The organism is Leptospira jelokensis, assembly GCF_004769635.1.
GTDB classification, from domain to species: Bacteria; Spirochaetota; Leptospiria; order Leptospirales; family Leptospiraceae; genus Leptospira_A; species Leptospira_A jelokensis.
Map to the genome: position 1 here is coordinate 130,657 of NZ_RQGH01000023.1, position 15,006 is coordinate 145,662.

12 protein-coding genes are annotated in these 15,006 nt (G+C 37.2%); all 12 read right to left on the minus strand.

The features are described from left to right. Positions 1–6: 6 nt before the first annotated feature. Genes EHQ62_RS09055 through EHQ62_RS09110 form a run of 12 tightly spaced genes read right to left on the minus strand, consistent with a single transcriptional unit; the run spans position 7 to position 14,912 of the window. Positions 7–1,047, minus strand: a complete 1,041-nt coding sequence (locus EHQ62_RS09055) for an SMP-30/gluconolactonase/LRE family protein (protein WP_135642059.1) — start codon at positions 1,045–1,047, stop codon at positions 7–9. After that, a complete protein-coding gene (locus tag EHQ62_RS09060; protein WP_135642061.1) occupies positions 1,044–1,922 on the minus strand; it encodes an acetyltransferase in 879 nt (292 codons plus the stop codon). The genes EHQ62_RS09055 and EHQ62_RS09060 overlap by 4 nt, the downstream gene beginning before the upstream one ends. Position 1,923: 1 nt before the next feature. Next, positions 1,924–3,168 carry a PP2C family protein-serine/threonine phosphatase gene (locus EHQ62_RS09065; protein WP_135642063.1) on the minus strand — a complete coding sequence of 415 codons (1,245 nt, stop codon included), beginning with the start codon at positions 3,166–3,168 and terminating at the stop codon, positions 1,924–1,926. Between the two features lie 11 nt (positions 3,169–3,179). Further along, positions 3,180–3,542, minus strand: coding sequence for a cupin domain-containing protein (locus tag EHQ62_RS09070; RefSeq protein ID WP_135642065.1), 363 nt, complete (start codon positions 3,540–3,542; stop codon positions 3,180–3,182). 1 nt (position 3,543) lies between these two features. Next, positions 3,544–4,401, minus strand: coding sequence for an SDR family NAD(P)-dependent oxidoreductase (locus tag EHQ62_RS09075; protein ID WP_135642067.1), 858 nt, complete (start codon positions 4,399–4,401; stop codon positions 3,544–3,546). Beyond that, on the minus strand, positions 4,398–6,179 hold the full coding sequence (locus EHQ62_RS09080) for a sensor histidine kinase (protein WP_135642069.1): 1,782 nt from the start codon (positions 6,177–6,179) through the stop codon (positions 4,398–4,400). The genes EHQ62_RS09075 and EHQ62_RS09080 overlap by 4 nt, the downstream gene beginning before the upstream one ends. A 1-nt stretch (position 6,180) precedes the next feature. Next, entirely contained in the window at positions 6,181–6,549 is a 369-nt protein-coding gene (locus tag EHQ62_RS09085; protein WP_015677744.1) for a bactofilin family protein, read from the minus strand. A gap of 5 nt (positions 6,550–6,554) precedes the next feature. Then, on the minus strand, positions 6,555–6,776 hold the full coding sequence (locus tag EHQ62_RS09090; RefSeq protein ID WP_208720654.1) for a tetratricopeptide repeat protein: 222 nt from the start codon (positions 6,774–6,776) through the stop codon (positions 6,555–6,557). Further along, positions 6,776–7,159 (minus strand): holo-ACP synthase, encoded by a 384-nt coding sequence (gene acpS / locus EHQ62_RS09095; protein ID WP_015677722.1) that lies wholly within the window; start codon positions 7,157–7,159, stop codon positions 6,776–6,778. Before acpS ends, EHQ62_RS09090 begins: the two co-directional genes overlap by 1 nt. A gap of 8 nt (positions 7,160–7,167) precedes the next feature. Beyond that, positions 7,168–12,882 (minus strand): protein kinase domain-containing protein, encoded by a 5,715-nt coding sequence (locus EHQ62_RS09100; RefSeq protein ID WP_135642073.1) that lies wholly within the window; start codon positions 12,880–12,882, stop codon positions 7,168–7,170. Positions 12,883–12,891: 9 nt separating this feature from the next. Further along, a complete protein-coding gene (locus EHQ62_RS09105; protein WP_135642075.1) occupies positions 12,892–13,656 on the minus strand; it encodes an SDR family NAD(P)-dependent oxidoreductase in 765 nt (254 codons plus the stop codon). Continuing rightward, complete coding sequence (locus tag EHQ62_RS09110; RefSeq protein ID WP_135642077.1) at positions 13,653–14,912, minus strand: AfsA-related hotdog domain-containing protein; 1,260 nt, start codon at positions 14,910–14,912, stop codon at positions 13,653–13,655. The genes EHQ62_RS09105 and EHQ62_RS09110 overlap by 4 nt, the downstream gene beginning before the upstream one ends. Positions 14,913–15,006 lie beyond the last annotated feature (94 nt).

Consider the following 15,006-nt stretch of genomic DNA (forward strand, 5'->3'; position numbering starts at 1 on the left):
TTTCAATTAAGGTATTACGTAGATTCCAATTCGATCATTGTACAAACTTCCAATGTAGAGTTGGCGTCTCTTTTCAATGACACTCGTGATATCTTTTAAATGCTCACCTGTTGGATCTTGCACTGTCATTAGAACTTTTCCATTCCCATCCATTTTCAGTGCGTAACCGTACGGCTGTGCTTTAGGCCATAGAAACTTTGGCATAAAGTAAATCATCTTCTTCACAACGGGGGATGGGTGCATACTATCCATCCTGTCATTTCTAACAGTGAACAAGGCAACCCAGAAGTCTCCATTTTCATTGCGAGTGATATTGTCTGGGAAACCAGGTAAGTTTTCAATTACTACCTCTGATGTCCCTTTTTTCGGACCTTTTAACCAGAGTTTTGTGATACGATACCGATAGGTTTCATTCACCAAAAGGAAATCTTCATTTTTGGAAAGTGCAATTCCATTGGCAAAATACAAATGATCGAGCAAAAGTTGTGTTTCTTTTGTTTTAGGATCAAACACAAACACTCTACCGTAAGGTCTTGCTTCTAATAAATCATAGAGGTATTCTTTTTGTTCATAAATAGAAGCATCAGTAAAATAAATTTTCCCATCTTGGGCGATATCTAAATCATCTGTGAATTGGAAAGGAACTCCCTTATATTCGGATACCAAGGTTGTGATTTTGCCAGACTTGTCCATAGATAGAAGGCCTTTGTACGCATCGGCGATGATGAGATTACCAGCTTTATCGAACTGAACTCCTAGTGGCCTGCCAGATGTTTTGGCTATGGCTTTGATTTCACCCTTAAGTGTGATGCGGATGATTCGTCCATCCTTGTCTCCACCATAAATATTCCCATCACTGTCAACATCAAGTGATTCGAGACCTTTTACTTTCCCAATGGCAAGTAAGATCGCTTTTTGTAATTCTGTGTTTGGTTCATAAATACCCACAGGTTCGGGTTTGATGGGTGGTTCATACGCTAGAGGTTCAAAGGTACGACAGGAAACTAGAATTAAAGAAATTAGGATAAAAATCGTTAGTCGTTTCATTTGGGGGTTATCTCCTTTTCGATCAATGCATCTTTTAAAGCCCATCTTTCATCGACCCAACGTTTCATTTTTTTAGACATGGGTGCAAATTGTTCGTTTTCCTCGATGGGAACCTCATTCCTCGGAATCACATCCACAAATACTTTGAGTTTGCGAATTTTACCAGACATCAAATCTAAAAAACTTGGATTTTCTGTTGGATAAACAATCGTTAAATCAATAAAAGCATCAAGCGAATTTCTTAGCGAAGTGGAAACCACTGATATCCCACCACTATGTGGCCTAAGCAAATGTTTGTAAGGATTTTTTTTGAGTAATTTTTTCATTCGCTCTGGAGTGCGCCTGTGCCCCTCCAAAAAATTTAGAATGGAAAAAGGCATTCCATTAAACTTCTCACAAACTTTTTTGACATTTTCCAAATCCTTGGTCGCAAGCTCAGGATTTTTTTTCAATTGTTCACGACTACTTCGTTTGACAAAAGGGAAATCTAAAGCAAGCCATGCATGCCCAAGGATTGGAACATACTTCAAGGAATCCTTAATAAAAAAACGAATCAGAGGGATTTTTCGATTCAAAACTGATTGGATGATGTAAATGTCGGACCAGGATTGGTGGTTACTGATGATCATATAACTTCCATTTGGCTTTAATTGCTGGAAATTTTCACCAAACACTTCAAATTGAACACCATATAAAAATCTTGAAATCCTATAATTATTTTGAATCCAAACTTCACCCACTTTCACAAGTAATTTGTCACCAAATCTTCTCCAAGATCCTGAGGTGACTAATTTCCAGATGTACAATGGATACATAGTTGGTATGATCCAAACTAAGTTCAAAAGAAATAATAGATAAGCGATGATTAATCCCAAATTAAACTCCTAAATCAAACGATGTGCCGATACCCAAAATGGTGACATCATCCATCATTGGGGTTTGCCCCCGAAAGGAATGAAACTCTTCCATTAGGTAATTTACAGTATCAGATAAACTTAATCCCAAACTCCTGGCAGACAAAAAACTGGAAAGCAATTTGGATTCACCAAGTAAAAAGCCTTCCTGATTTTCTTGTTCCAAATACCCATCGGAAATCATAAATAATCGATCTCCCAAACCAAATGACAAACTTGTATCAAGATACTCGACATCTTTTTCAAGCCCAAGCATCAAACCGGACTCACCTAAAGGCAAAATTTGCGAATTTGTCAACACATACGGGTCATTATGGCCAGCGGAAGAATACACAAGTAAGTTCTCTTCCATTTTCAAATCAACAATCACAGCAGTAAATTGATTGGATTTTTTACCATAACGATCAATAAAAATTTGGTTCAATGCGTATAAAACATCAGATGGATTGGGTGCGATGTGTTTGATATGATCGTATTCCGCTTTGATTGCCATAGTGATCAGCGCTGCTTGGACACCGTGGCCTATGGCATCAGCCAAAAAAAGACGGATTTTTGATTTCTCAAGGCGTATCACATCAAAGATATCACCACCAACTTCAGCCATAGGTTCAAATTTAGAAGCAAAATCCAGATGAGCTATGTGTTTGAGACCAAGTGGTAAAATATTCCGTTGGATGGTTTTGGCAGTCTCCAAATCCTCTTGAATGATTTTTAAGGATTGAGTGAGTTTGGCTGTCCTTTCTTTTACCATCATTTCTAAGGTTTCGTTTTGCAAACGTAACTCTTTGTTTTTTTGAATTAAAACTTGGTTTTCCCTCTGCTCAGCATTACGAATCCTTGCGGTTAACAATTTTAAAACCGTTAACGTCATATCTGGATTTGTTTGGACCAATCGATGGAAATCTTCCCTGGTGAGTTTGTATAGGATGGAATTTTCTTTCGTAGTGATATTTACCGTTCGAGGTGCAGAATCAATCAGCGAAATTTCTCCAAAGTACTCCCCTGCGTGCAAATCGCCAATCACCAATACATCTTGTTTGGACTCATCTAAGTATTTCCAAACCTCGACACAACCCGATTCTATATAATAGAAGGAATCACCTAACGTATATTGCTCGATCACAAGTGATCCAGAACCAAACTCAACTTTCTTCATTTCTTTTTTTAAGAAACTTAAATCTAAAGTTGGTTTTTCGTCTAAACCCATAAGGCCTAAGGTTACTCTTCTTCTCGGTTTACCGATTCAATGGTAAATGCTGGTTTACATAAAGACCAATACTCGGCGTCTTCTTTGAAAGGATTGGAATACCTTACCCTTGAACCTTTTTGGATTAAAATCGATTCTCCTGCGGAAAGGACTAATATTTCTCCATCCACTTCAATTTGTTTTTTACCACGGACCATCAGCGTCCACTCATCAAAGTTAGGTGTTTGAAAGGGCTCTCCCCAACCTGGTGGTGCTACCATATGGGCAATCGAAACTTCTTTTGTATTGGTTGAGGCCAAACCAAAATGTTCTTCTATTGTTTTGTTTCCAGGAACAGGGATGATTGAAGGGTTTTTTTGATGGATATAGCCCATATCAAGCACCTGGAAACTTTAATGAAAACTTATGTTTGAGAAGGTCTTCCGTGTAAGTCCATAAATTCCTTCTTGCTGTTTTATCATAAGAAACAGGGGAACTTTTTGATTCTTTCTTTTTTACAAAATACTTTCCTGAAGTAGAAGAAAGATTTGGATCTGTTGCAAGGAAGATTGATGTTTCAGCACCCTTATCTTCTGAAATGGCAAAAATGTTCTGCGCGAAGGTTAAAATAATCTTGGCTAAACCCTCGTTGTTCTGACCAAACTTCGTTTTTACAAAACCAGGGTGTAAACAATTGACTGTAATCTTTGTTTGGTTTAGTCTCTCTGCTAATTCATAACTAAAATATAAATTCATCAATTTGGACCTTTGGTATTGTTTCCAACCGGAGTATTGTTTCTCCGCTAAAAGGTCATTGAAATCCAATTCCACTCCTTCGTGTGCTCTGGAGGCAACATTGATGATACGACCTTGTTCTGCCGCCTTTAAGGTAGGCAATAGGCCAAGTGCCAAAATAAAATAATTTAAATGGTTTAATGCAAATGTTGATTCCAAACCTTCGTTTGTGACTGTCCGTTTATCAAAATAGGCGCCAGCATTATTCAAGAGAACATCAATTTTTGGATGTTGGTTCCGAATCGTTTCGGCAAGGGCAAACGTATCCTTAACAAGTGAAAGATCTGCAACATAGGAATGCACTTTCACTCCTTGGACTTGCAAACTAGAAACCAATGCTGAAAGTTTATCCCTATTCCTTCCCACTAAAATCAACTCGTGTTTTGACTTAGCAAAGGACTGGACACAGACTCTTCCGATTCCATCAGTGGCTCCAGTGACTAAAATGATTTGGCTCATACAAATACTTCCTCTTTTTGTTTTTTGGGCAGACTAAATTGAAATAACGAACCATTCACACCATCACTATCACCCGTTAACGTACCGCCATTTACTGTGACAAATTCAGAACACATTAGTAACCCTATCCCGTTCCCAGTTTCACCAAGCGTTCCCACTGACTTAATCACTTCTCCAGCTTTGAATAGTTTATTCATTGTTGATTTAGACATCCCAACACCAAAATCTTTTACAGAAATTAACCAATGTAACCCTGTGTCAATTGCCTGGATTTCAATTTTGCTATTTTGATGGCTAAATTTGAGAGCGTTTGAAATTAAATTCCTCATGACTGTGATGATCATCCGGTCATCGCAATACACCATCGCATGATTCGGAATATTTAATTCAAATCGGATTCCTTTGTTATTTGCACTTAAGGAAAACAATTCCACACATTCCAAAACAATGGCGTCTAACCGGCAGTAATTGGGACGAAATTCTTCTTGGCCTCTTTGTAGTTTTGACCATTCTAATAAGTTTTCCAATAATGAAAAAACAGATTCTGTTGCATCAACTAGGGATTGTGTCATACCAGCCAATGCATCTTCCTTTTTTTTCATATCTTCATTTAATACTTTGAGTAACATTTTGATCCCAGCGAGGGGACCACGTAAATCATGGGAAATGATGGATAAAAATCGATCTTTCGTTGCATTGGCCAATAGAAGTTCGCGGTTCACATTTGCCATCTGTTTCTCTAAATTTCGCTGTTCTGTATTATCTCGAAATACTAAAACCATTCCAATTTTTTTACGATTGGCATCTCGCACTTGTTTTGCGGTAACTTCCCAATATTTATGATTTTTTTCCCAAATCCATTTCGAAATGGTCCGTTTTTCAGATAAAAGATCTAATTTTGTTACCAACTCTGGTGCATGTTGGAAAAAATTAGTATGAGGCAACAAGGTTACATTTTTAGTTTTAATCGAAAATAGATTTTCTGCGGTACTATTCCAATCTACAACCCTATGATTAAAATCTAAGATTACGACCGCTTCGTCCAATTCGTCTACAATTTCACCTCTCACAAGAGGAACCAAATCGAACATTCGGTAATATCCAATTGCAAAAAAAATTAGAATCACCTGGATTGTGCTCATAACAGCCGTTATGTTTATCCCAGGTAGTGGCCTAATTCCTATTTTGTGTAAAATGGCTGTCACCCAAATGAATAGATAAGAAATTAATATAAGTAAATACCGATTTCTTTCTGTTTGATTTGATTTGATGATTCCTCGTATTAACAAAATCGCTACAAAGATTGACCAAAAAAAAGAAATGAAATACGATACAATGAAACCACCAATATTGGTTTCTTGGATCCATTGGATTCTACCTTCCACATTGATTAAATAAGTGTCGAGGGTTAAGGTTTTGAAAATTGGATCCAAAACACAAACAGCCAAAGTTAAAAGTGGTTGGACTGATAACAAAACCCAAAATCGTTTTGTTAACAAATGCCGATTGTTTGTGAATTCAATGGATACAAGCACCATGCCCATATTGGCAAACGCAACACCAATGTATAAAAAACTAATGAATGTTCGATGAAGGCTTGTGCTAATATAAAGAAAATCGATAGCATAGAATCCGGTCCAAACCATGGATCCCAAAACTAAAATCAATAAATATTTAACTAGGTTGAGTCGGAAGGATTTGATGACAAATAGCCCCAATCCAAGATTGAAGCTAAATGCTAAAAGTAAAAGTACGCTATAGGGATGGAATTGCCACAAACTAAGTCTCGTCGCTACTTAGCATTTCGCAGTTACCATCAAAAATAACACCATCTGCGATTTGTAATTTTGCAGTACGAATGTTGCCTTGGACTTTGCCTGTGGATAACATTTCTAATCTTTGGGTTGCCGTGACATTACCAATGATGGTTCCACCAACAACTACGGTTCCCGCTTTGATGTTTGCTTTGACCCTTGCCCCTTCACTGATGACCAAATATCCATCTGATATAATTTCACCAGTGAAATCTCCAGAGATTTGGAGTGGTTTTTTAAACGCTAAGGTTCCACTAAAGGCAGTCTCTTTTCCAAGGATGGTGGCGATTACACCATGTTCTGTGATGGTTGGTTGCATTTCTTTTTTTGACATAGTCCCTATTTCGTTTTCATGTTGTACACCCCGTCCCAGTCTTCTGGAGGGGGATCTGCGATGTAATCATCACAACGTTCAATGTAAAGTTTGGACGGGCCGTCTTCTGGATGGATTGCCAATGCTTTTTTGAATTCTTCTTTTGCTTCTACAAATTTACGCGATTTGTACAACGTAAGGCCTTGGTTGTAATGGACCAAAACTGACTTCATTTTATCACTTACGATCATTGGAGCTCCTTATAGAATACGACCACAGCAGTAGAATAGTGGTCCGCATGGCTTATGGACACTGAACTACCTTTAAATCCTTTCTCTCGGAAAAACTTCTCAGTTTTCCCATGGATGACTAGCGTTTTTTTCCCGAAATTGGTGCCCGCAAGTTCAATCTCGCGCATGTCAGCAACTTCCCCGGGTTCCAAATTCAGTGCTTTGATGACTGCCTCTTTGCAAGCGAATCGACCGGCTAAAAATGGAACGGGGTCTTTGTGTTTATGGCAGTATTCCACTTCGTCATCGGTGAAAACTCGTTTCAAAAACCTGTCGCCATGTTTTTGTAATAAATCTCGAATTCGTTCATTTTCGACGATGTCGTTCCCGACTGATATCATATCTGAATTTATTTACGCCGAAGTTCTGTGAGTCGAGCAAATAATCGGTTGTTTTCCTTGTGGTAAGGTCTCCGTAGCTTTACTCGTTCCGAATAATCAAAGGCTGCACTGTAGTCACCATTCGCAAACAAAGCTTCTGCAATATAAAATAGTGTCAAACTATCCGAAGGATTTTTTTGTACATAAGAAACTGCAAATTGAAGAGGGAAGGCTTTGACTCTGTGTTCCGTATACAAATAGATTTTTTGAAAGGACAAGGGTGCGGCGGTGATATCAGAAAAATGGGAGGAAATCATTTTTTCAACCTCAACCCATTGTTTTTGTTTGTATAAGGTTAATGCCCTTAAATACACGATGTGTTTTGGATGGGATTTTGGAATGATGATCTCTGAACCAATTCCGGTGTATTCCACACGGATTAGGGATAAATCATCGATGAGGTCTCCATGTTTTTTGATTGCATCTCGAATTAAATTTAAATCACCCATTCCTTCTAAGGATGTTTTTAAAAACAATTCATCATCTTCATTCACTTCCATCTCTTCTTCGGATCCAATCAAAATATCATCTCGCCCATCAGATCCAATCAAAAGGACATCACCTTTTTCCATTTGGAATGTATTGATTTGTAGATTTTTTTTGGAAGCAAGTAGTCCTAGTTTCGCACAAACATAGTTATGTGGGAGAAAAAATGTTTTCCCTTCTCGGTAGATGACTGGTCTTGGATGTTCAGCATTTAAAAAGTAAAAAAATCCCGTTTCATCATCAATCAAACATAGGAACATCGATATAAGCATCGAGCCATCAAAGGTAACCAATGTATTATGCAATTCAGAATAAGCATTGCTCACCCATTTTTCTGGTGTGATATCTCTCATTTCTTCGGATTGGCCATTCCGTTTGATGATGGCTTCAAATACAGAACCAATCACAAGAGCACCACTTGCTCCTTGCATGGACTTACCCATAGCATCACCATTGAGTACGACTATGTATTTTTTATTTTGTAATTGAATGGAAGATGATACACATAAATCTCCACCAATTTCGGAATTCCAATGTTTATAGGTGAACTTCTTTTTTTGTTCCGTAAGGAATTGGATATTCATGTTGGATGAATTTGCATGATTTTGTGTGAGAGGCTCTATGAGAAGTGATGCTAAAAAATAATCACCGTCCTGTTGTTCTTTTAGCCCTTTCACTTCAGTAAGTGCTGAATTTAATTCTTTGGTTCGTTCATCCACTTTTTGTTCCAAATTGCTATAGAGTAACGAGTTTTCGATGGAAACAGCAATTTGTGAGGATAATATTTTGAGAATTTCGACTCTACCTGGTGTAAATGCATCCGTCGTCAAATTGTTTTCCAAATACACAATCCCTACCACCGTGCCATGGCTAAATATTGGATAACACAATAACGACTTAGGGCAAAATGATTTTACATATGGATCGTTTTTAAATTCACCTTCTTTTGCTGCATCTCCACAGATCACAACAACACCAGTCCTTACCACATAACTGATGATTTGTGAAGGAATTTTCCCTTGGTTGATTGATGCAACTGGTTGATTAAAATCCAATTCAAACGGAGATTCCGAATAAACAGAAACAGACTCTGTTTCTAAATTGGATTCCGCGATCACCTGCCATTTCGATTCCAAATTGAGTATAAAATACCCTCTTTCTGCCCCTGCATTTTCTAAAATGATTTTCATCATTTTTTCTAATAATCGATTGAGTTGGATTTCTCCTGATATGGTTTGGGAAGCCTTGATGACAGTATTGATATCAAGAGTGGATCCTACATCACCGAAGATATCTTTTGTTGTGCTAAATAGAGAAAGGTTATCTGTGGAATCAGTTCTAAAATTCCTACCTATGTATTTTTTGAGAGAAATATGTTTTGCTTCTAATTGTTTGACTTTAGCGATAAAGCCATACTTTCCATAACGGTAATGTGCTTCCACTAGGTGTAAGTTACTATATTGGTCAAATCCAGTTTCTTTCCACATCCGAACCAATATTTCATTTGCAATCGCTTCTTCCAAAATATAATTTGATTCTCTTGCAGAAGTGATGGCCGCCTTACAAGTCACAACTGCTTCTGATTTCTGGTGATTCAAATAAAGTTGGATCGCAGAAATAATTTCATATTTATGTCCAAAATTATCTGGCGAACTTTTAGCCCATACCTTCAAACGATTTCCAAATGATTTTAATCGTTTTTCCAAAAATTTTTTAGAATATGATTTTGGTTGGATTTGATTGGTTAATAATTCATACACAACCAGTGCCCCAAAAAAAACATGTTCAGGCACAAACATCATCCCAAACATTGCACCTTCCAAAGAATCCAGTTTGATAGAAGCTTCAAAGGCTTTTTCAATATCACCTAAAAAGTATTCCAAACGAAGTGTACACAAATAATAATCGAATAATGCATTCGCATTGCCCGTGACTTGCCATTCTTTTACAATTTCTGATTCTGAAAAATACCTTCCATCTAAACTCAACGGGTTTGCAGACTCACTCCGCATATTTTCCACCATTTGCATATTCAATCGATGCACTTGGTAGGCGTGGTGCTGGCGTAAACTCAAAAGGGATGCATCGTAACGAAGTTGGCTCTTGTACAAATCATCTAAATTTTCCCTGTACAACAATCCTTGAAAATGGATATTGTTGAGAGAATAAGAAGCATATTGTAAATCTCCCGTTTCCATACCTGCAAGAAAACTATCCCAGAAGATCGGCTTACCTTCTTTGGCGTGGTTTTTCCATGGGGAAATCATACATGCATACATAAAAAGTGTTCTACATTTGAATGTGGCCGCATTCAAAACATCGACTAATTTAACACCTAACGATCCAAAATCCAAACCTAACTCATAATTCCCAAGTCCAGATCCTTGGATGATTCCCATGGCACAAAATCCAAAGGCACTGAGTTCACACAAACCATAAACCAAACTATAATTGACCATTTTTAAAACGATCACTGGAAATAAATTTGGTTCTGCCAAAAAAGATGGTGCAATGCATGCATTGAGTAATCGCATGATGGCCAAATACTTAGGGTCAGTTGCTAGTGGTAAATGCTCTAATTCCTGAATTGATCTACGCCCTAACTTTAACTTAAACTTGAAGATTTCACGTAAAGGAGACAGTGTAGTCGCATTTTTTGGCAACCTAACACCTAAAAGTCGCAAGGCCTGTTTTAATGTAACAAGGACTTCTTTCATTTTGTTTTGAGTGACAAGCATCGAAGATTGTAACTCATACACCAAAATTTTATCTAAATCCGTTCTTACATGTTTTAAAATGTAGTTAAAACTTGTTTCAGCAGTTTCAAAATTTTTGGATAAATAGGCAGATCTTGCATGTGCCAAATGGAGTCTTAACGTGTTTTCATACTGAGAATCCCATTCGGAATCCTCCATATACCGAACCATCCGTTCAAAAAAACTAAAAGCGGCATCATATGCTGATGAGTTTAAAGCTTTAAAGCCCGCCTTTTCATTTAATGTCCGGAGTTGCACCAATTCTTGGTCCACTTTAATTTCGGACGCACCTAAGTTAAGTTGGTTGACTATGGTAAACAGATGGTCATCAAGTTTGTACTTATAAAGTATGGATAAGTATGTTTTGCCAATTTTGTAGTGGAGTTTGGATTTTTCTTCAGGTGAGATGATTTTATAAATTGCCTCTCGTATTTTATCATGAGTGAAATTTGCATCTTCCAATCCAAGAATCAAAAATTCTTCGTTCGCGAGAGCTACCAAATCGAGCGAAGCCAAATGAAACGGCCGTTCTGCGATTGTTGCATAAATATCATGCCGAAACCAGTTCCCGATACAAGCAGTTAACTTTAAAGTTTCAATTAGATTGGGAGGCAAAGAATTAATTTTATCAACAATCAAATCGATCACATTTTCTGAAATGTTTACGGTATTGATTTTTTCTTTATCCCAAACCCATCGATTTTCAGAAAAACGAATATAGGACCTTTCATAGAGATTTTTAAACATCTCGTTGACGTGAAAAGGGTTTCCCTTGGTTTTTTTCCAAATGATTTCGGCGATGTTTGCTATTTCGGTCTCAGATAATGACAATGTTTCAGAAACCAAAACCGAAATATCTTTTTCACTGAGAGGTTCTAACTTAATTTCAGTGATCGCGGTTTTGGATTCCCTTAACTCTTCTAATAGTCTAAAAAATGGATCTGTTGGGTATACTTCATTATCTCTGTATGATAAGATGATAAAAAAATATGAAATTTCAGGGTCAGTGATCACTTCCTTCAGGAGTAGGATACTGGAAGAATCTGCCCATTGCAAATCATCCAAAAACATTACCACTGGATGTTCTTTTGTACAAATTGTTCGTAAAAACTTTCGGAACACAATATGAAATCGATTTTCAGTTTCTTGGGTGTCAAGTTCCGGAGGTTGGGTCACATCACCTAATAGTTGAGACAATTCCGGAACCACATCCACAATCAACTTTGCATTGGAACCTAATGCATCCGTTAATGTTTTTTTCCAAATTGTAACCGCAGTTTCATTTTCGGCTAAAAGTTGTTTTACCAAACTTTGGAGTGCCAAGTTAATTGCACGGTAAGGAATTGATTTTTTGTATAAATCATATTTCCCTGAAGTAAAATAAGCCCTTTCAATGGTGACAGGTTTTTGTATTTCATTGATGAGAGCAGACTTCCCGATTCCAGATCGTCCTGAAATTAAAAACGTTTCAATTTTTCCTTCTGTGGAATTCAAAAACTTTTCTTGAAACGTTTGTAACTGAGATTCCCTTCCATATAATTTTTTCGGAATTTGGAAACGAGAGGATTTATCGTTTTTAGCAAGTTCCATCTGGAACGAGTCCAATTCATCTTTTCCACTTTCTAAAAATATAGATTGGATTGTGATTAGGTCAGACAATAATCCTGATGCTGTTTGGTAACGATCTTCTGGATTTTTTTCCAAAAGTTTCATAATCAAATCAGATATGATTTTAGGAGCAAAACTCCTTTCTTTCGGCGGGAGTGGAGTCCTTGCTAGATGTGCATGCACCATTTCCAAACTATCAGTATACAAAAATGGCAGCTCACCTGTTATGAGTTGGTACAATGTCACACCTAACGAATAAAAGTCGGTTCGGTAATCCACAGTTCGGTTCATCCGACCTGTTTGTTCCGGTGAAATGTGTGCAAGTGTACCAGTTAAATTTTGATTTAATGGAAGATAAAAACTTCGATGGGTAAGTAGTGTTGCTGATCCAAAATCAATAATTTTGATTTTTCCTGATTCTGGTTGGTAAATCACATTTTGTGCTTTGATATCGTTGTGAACGATTTTTGCTTTATGGATGTCTACGAGTGCCTTACAAATTTCTATGGAGATATTTAAAAAACTATGCAAACTCCCATTTTTTCCACTCAGTTGGAGTTTGGATAGATCGGTATAATTTACATATGGGAAAACAATTGCGACTGTATTTTGATAAGATTCAAAACTGATTGGTTTTAATGTATATGCAGAATCTAATGATTTTAATATTTCATATTCGTTTTTAAATCTTGTGATTTCATGGTTGTCCGGATAGTCTCGGTTTAATAATTTCACAACAATTGGATTCGATTTTTCGTCAGATCCTATGTATACAGAACTCCTCTTACCTAAGTGAAGTTCTTTTGTGATGTTATATTTTCCTATAGAGAACAAATAAAATCCTTACTTAGCCGTTTTCCCACCATCAACAGGGATCACTGCACCTGTAATAAAAGCAGCGCCTTCCCCGCATAACCAAACACAGGTTTTAGCAACTTCCTCAGGTGTTGCCATCCTTCCCAATGCATACGATTTCATTCTTTCCTTTTTAACTTCTTCAGGATTGGGAACGTTTGCATAAAAAACATCATCCATGTCTGTTTGAATGCCACCTGGACAAAGTGCAATCACTCGAATTCCATTAGCTCCATATTCCAATGCAGCTGATTTCGTAAGACCAATGATCCCATGTTTTGTCATGGAGTAAGGACCTGCCTTTTCTTTTCCTCGAAGTCCAAGAGCAGAGGAAACATTGATGATGGCACCACCATTCCCTTGTTTTAAAAATTGTTTTAGTTCAAATTGCATCGAAAGAAAAGTTCCTTTTAAATTCACATCCATCACTGAATCAAAAATATCTAATGGATATTCTGCTGTAGTTTTTAGAACACCTGAGATACCTGCATTGTTCACAGCGACATCTATTTTGCCATATTCTCCTGCAACTGCTTCAACAAAATTACGAACCGCTTCCGATTGTGTGACATCACATTTATAAAAGAGACCCTTCCCACCTTGATTTTGAAGAAGAGAAAGTGTATCTTCCCCTTCTTGTTTACGTCGTCCACAAAATCCAACCACATAACCTGCGTTTGCAAATTCTAAAACAATGGATCTACCTAATCCCGATGTTCCTCCAGTGACTAATGCTACTTTTTTCTCTTTCATTGGATTTCCCTATCTTCGATCAATCTTCCATAACGATTGATGGCTTCCTTCACATTTGCTTTGTCCAAATCCGAAATTTCATCAAATCGGAATCCAGCGAAGAAGGTATCTTCATTATTATCGTCTTCTTTTATCCATAATAAAGTACAAGTTCCATGTACGAAACCAACAATATCAAAATGCATAAAAAATTCTAATCGTTGCGCTGCAAAAATACTGCCTGGATGAGCCCCTGAGCACCGCACCATAAACCCAGAATTGGATATATTTTCAATGGTCGAAACGATATTCCTTCCATTTTCACGAATGGAGATATTGTTCTTAAATCGATCCAAAATTCGGAACCTAGGATCGATTTCATAAACTTCTTCCTGTGTGCTTTTTAGGCGTTTGTACACTTTGAGAGGAAGGATACTTGCTGCCATTTCGATACGAGTGATTTCTTGATTTTCCTGGTATGCAGTGATTTCTAATTTTGAGTAGTTCCAATAACCTGCTTTACTGAATTTTACTTCTTTTGCTTTTGCTCTCATTTTGATGGGCATATTCATTTTTGCGTACTGCAAAAACTCTGAGTTGAGATATAATAATAAAAAAGTAACATCTTCAAATGGAACTTTGCCATACATATGATTGCACGCGATTCCAAATTGTCTAGATGCTTCTACAATTTGCATTCCAGAAATATGTTTTAAGTTGGGTGGAGAATAATACTTATGATTTGGTGGGATGTATAGGTTTGCGAAAAAAGTATCTTTTTTTGTAATCTCAGGGAAACGTTCAAAGATTTCTGAGATCATGGATTTTTCCACATTGCCAATATAATAATCTCTACGTTTGATCATTTGCAAAATGCGGATTTCGTCTGCTTCAGTCACTGTATCATTTAAAACAAATTGTTCCGTCTCTTCGTCATAATGATAGAACTGACTTAAAAAATCGCGACCAGCATTATCAATATTAGCTTCGTTTAAAATTCGTTCAGCAGATACTTTTGAAATCCGAAATGGAATTGTTTTTAGTTGGAAATAACTTCCAGTCGCATCGTTTCTCTCTCGGTAGTATTGGAGGAGGAAGTCTTTGTCTTTTTGGTTTAGGTTCGATAAAACAGAATTGGAAAAAACATCAGCCTCAATCATTCTAGGCAATGCCCTTCTGATATTGGCTACAAAACTATCGTCTTGGAAATATGTCCTTGTGAATCGTTTGTCGAGAGGTAAACTTTCGGGGATCTCTTCTTTTTCGGAAACCTTCATTTTGTATCAACCAGGAATCTACTCTAGGATTAGTCCGTAGATTCCAATGGGATACATTTCAGTGCAAGTAATTTAACATCGATTTGACAAAATT

Bases quoted from the DNA above. Each gene is read 5' to 3' on its own strand.
- EHQ62_RS09065 (WP_135642063.1), bottom strand. From the start codon at position 3,168: ATGGGTTTAGACGAAAAACCAACTTTAGATTTAAGTTTCTTAAAAAAA.
- EHQ62_RS09110 (WP_135642077.1), bottom strand. From the start codon at position 14,912: ATGAAGGTTTCCGAAAAAGAAGAGATCCCCGAAAGTTTACCTCTCGAC.
- EHQ62_RS09085 (WP_015677744.1), bottom strand. From the start codon at position 6,549: ATGTCAAAAAAAGAAATGCAACCAACCATCACAGAACATGGTGTAATC.
- EHQ62_RS09070 (WP_135642065.1), bottom strand. From the start codon at position 3,542: ATGGGCTATATCCATCAAAAAAACCCTTCAATCATCCCTGTTCCTGGA.
- EHQ62_RS09075 (WP_135642067.1), bottom strand. From the start codon at position 4,401: ATGAGCCAAATCATTTTAGTCACTGGAGCCACTGATGGAATCGGAAGA.
- EHQ62_RS09055 (WP_135642059.1), bottom strand. From the start codon at position 1,047: ATGAAACGACTAACGATTTTTATCCTAATTTCTTTAATTCTAGTTTCC.
- EHQ62_RS09105 (WP_135642075.1), bottom strand. From the start codon at position 13,656: ATGAAAGAGAAAAAAGTAGCATTAGTCACTGGAGGAACATCGGGATTA.
- acpS (WP_015677722.1), bottom strand. From the start codon at position 7,159: ATGATATCAGTCGGGAACGACATCGTCGAAAATGAACGAATTCGAGAT.